Here is a 3398-nt window from a genome sequence, read left to right on the forward strand (position 1 = left end):
GCTGCTGACTATGGCTACCTATGTTGATACTGCGATGATCGGTTCTTTAGGAGCTAACGCTACTGCGGCAGTGGCAATTAATTCCTCTACCGTGTTCCTGGTTGTAGGACTCCTGTCCGCTGTGGGAGTGGGGTTTTCCGTTCAGACCGCCCATAATCTTGGGCGTGGAAACCTTGATGCTGCACGCAAGGTGTCTCTTCAAGCTTTGTGGGGCAGTATTTTGTTTGGACTCCTGGTTATGACCTGGTGCCTTTGTCTGTCACCTTGGCTGCCCAAACTGCTGGGTGCAGATCCAACGATTTTGTCCGATGCGCAGCGTTACCTATTTTTCTACAGCCTGGGACTGCCGCTCCAATCTGCACTGGCCGTTTTTTCTGCTATTCTTCGCTGTGCCAAAGATACCCGCACTCCCCTGTTGCTGAATACCGGAGCAAATCTGCTCAATGTGGTTTTAAATTTCCTGCTTATTTTCCCAGACCGAACGATAACTATTTGGGGGCACTCCGTGTTTATCTGGGGGGCAGGCCTGGGGGTATCGGGCGCGGCTATTGCTACGGCGGCGTCTGTCTCGTTGGCTGGACTGTGTGCAATCCTAATCCTTTTTTTCCGTGACAGCCCAGTGAAGCTATCATTCTCCATCCCGCTGCGGCCAGACAGCAAAATTTTGTGCAGAGCACTGCGTCTTGGAATTCCTGTTGGCCTTGAGCGAGTAACGATCAGCAGCGGTCAGCTGATTATGACTGGTTTGGTTACATCATTAGGAAACCTGGCCCTGGCCGCAAACCATGTTGCTGTGACAGCGGAAGGGATCAGCTATCTGCCTGCGCAAGGTATTTCCTTTGCAGCCACTGCATTGGTTGGGCAGTCTGTGGGGGCAAACTCCTCAAAGGACAGCCGCAGTTTTAGTTCTGCGGCAGGTTGGATTGGGTTGTGGTCTGGGTGTTTGGGAGGGTTGTTCCTCTTTTTCCTAGCCACACCACTGGCCCAAATTTTTTCTTCCGACCCGGCTGTTATTGCATTGGCTGCTGATATGCTGAGGATCGTGGCCATATCGGAACCCTTGTTTAGCCTCTCTATTGTTTTGTCTGGTGTGTTGCGCGGACTTGGAAATACCAGATTTCCGTTTGTTGTGGTATTAATGGGAATGTGGTGTGTTCGGCTTCCGTTGGCATTACTTTTGATTGGACGTATACCAACAGGTCTGGCCGGTGCCTGGATTGCCATGGTAGCAGATCTGATTGTACGAGGAGTTTTATGTTATCTTCGGATTCGAAAGCTGGACTTTCAGGCCATATGCGAGAAAAATAATTGCTGAATGTACCTTGTACTATTTGTCTGATGGATGCAGGTTGTTGGATGTGGTGAAGACTATAAGTAATGAAGTTGGTTTTAAAGCAAAGGGGATCTCTGCTCTGGTTAACTACAATTTTTTGAAACAATATCTGCGTGCTATTATAAGCAACAGGCCTCCAGTCTGTTGCTGACTCCTGATTGGGAGACAACAAAAGAAAATAGAAGCATGGCTTCGTACAATGGTGATATGCTCCCTCTATGAGAGACAGTGAGATGAAACAGTGTCAATTATGGAGGGAGTATTGTTATGCCGCAAAGATAAGACTGAAATTAGAAGAAAGAAGATAAAAAATAGGTATAGGCAGTCACTTCTAGAAATTTTCTTTTAACTATGCTATATTGAAATAAAGAGGTAAGACAATTTAATCTCGAACCATAGCACATTAAGAAATTCTTGAAACAAGAAGAACGAACAGCGCTTAAAAAGCAAGCATAGAGACGAGACTCTTCTTTATTTTTGAAAGGGGCTATAATGGTGTAATGATCGAAAAACAAATGCCGTACAAGTATAAAGTATACGAGATTATTAAAAAAGGAATTATCGATGGAACTTATCAGGCTGGTGTTGAGTTAAATGAACGTACCCTGTCTGAAACATTAGGAGTTAGCCGAACTCCAATTCGCGAAGCAATTCAAATGTTGGAGCATGATGGCTGGGTGGTGCTGGAGACATATAAAGGAGCTGTAATTAGAAGCTTTGACCACAAATACTTGTCTGATTTGATGAAGGTACGTACTGCATTAGAAGTATCTGCCGTTGAGGATGCGGCTAAGCATATTACAGAGGAGTATCTAAAAGAAATTCGGCGGCTGTTTGAAGTGCAAAGACAGGCAGTAGAAGAAACAAATGTGCCAGTTTATCAATTTATTCAGATGGATCGAGAATTTCATTTGGCGATTTATAAATTGAGTGAAAATAAGACGTTAATTTCTCTGCTGGATAATTTGAATGATATGATTTGTGTAGCCGGCATGCGAGCATTAACATCTGATGTGCGTAGACAAGAGACGTTGGCTGAGCACAAAGAAGTTTTAAATGCCTTGGAAGAGGGAGATCCTCAAAAAGCAATTCAGGCAATGAGATATCACATGGAGAAAACGACAGAAAATATTCAGCAGCATGCGGATATATCTCAGTGATATTTTGAAATAGTGATAGTTATTGCCTTTTTTAGTGAGATGTCAGGAGTATTCCCTCTCGAAAAGTAAAATACATACCATGACAAAATAACCAAAGATTGCTATGAAGCATAAAAGTTATCTTGACAAATGATATAAGATTTCGTAAAATTCAAATTGCATACGATGTTTGGCATACAATATTCAATATTTTGAATTCAATAATGCTGCGAAATAAGAAGCAGTTTAGAGGGAGTGGGATTATGAAAGTTAGTTTGGTACAGATGGACATGAAATTTGCCGAGCCGGATATCAACTTTGCTCGGGCGGAGCAATTAATTCGCCAGGCAGCTCAGCAGGGACCAGATATTATTACCCTGCCCGAGACCTGGAATGTGGGCTTCTTTCCCAAAGATAATCTTGTTGAACTCAGTGATCAGGATGGCTACAGGGTAAAGGAGATGTGTTCTAAGCTATCAAAAGAGCTCAATGTGAATTTGGTTGCGGGATCTGTTTCCAACGTAAAAAATGGAAAGGTTTACAACACCTCCTATGTGTTTAATCGCCAGGGAGAATGCGTGGCCGAGTATGATAAAACGCATTTGTTTACCCCTATGAATGAGCATGATTACTTTGCCTTTGGTGATCATGTGTCCCGTTTTACTTTGGACGGGGTATCTTGCGGCATTATTATCTGCTACGATATGCGTTTTCCGGAACTAATTCGCACTATGACCGTACCAGGAATTGATGTTTTGTTTATCGTAGCCCAGTGGCCGGCAGCACGAAAGCTTCATTGGCAAATCTTATCTCAGGCACGTGCTGTTGAGAACCAGTGTTTTGTTGTTGCAACAAACTCCTGTGGAGCGGCAGGAGAAACTCAATATGGAGGCTTTTCTGTCGCGTATGATCCCTGGGGGGAGATT

Annotated in this window: 3 protein-coding genes; all 3 read left to right on the forward strand. The window is 43.8% G+C overall.

Going from position 1 to position 3398, the window contains the following annotated elements; translation table 11 throughout:
* The coding region (locus Q0526_RS00600; RefSeq protein WP_298729839.1) for an MATE family efflux transporter at positions 1–1315 on the forward strand (1315 nt) is incomplete at its 5' end.
* Positions 1316–1833: 518 nt separating this feature from the next.
* Positions 1834–2493: a GntR family transcriptional regulator gene (locus Q0526_RS00605; protein ID WP_298729840.1), complete on the forward strand. Its 660-nt coding sequence runs from the start codon at positions 1834–1836 to the stop codon at positions 2491–2493.
* Between the two features lie 242 nt (positions 2494–2735).
* On the forward strand, positions 2736–3398 hold a 663-nt coding region (locus tag Q0526_RS00610), incomplete at its 3' end, for a carbon-nitrogen family hydrolase (RefSeq protein ID WP_298729841.1).

It is taken from the genome of uncultured Subdoligranulum sp. (genome assembly GCF_937890665.1).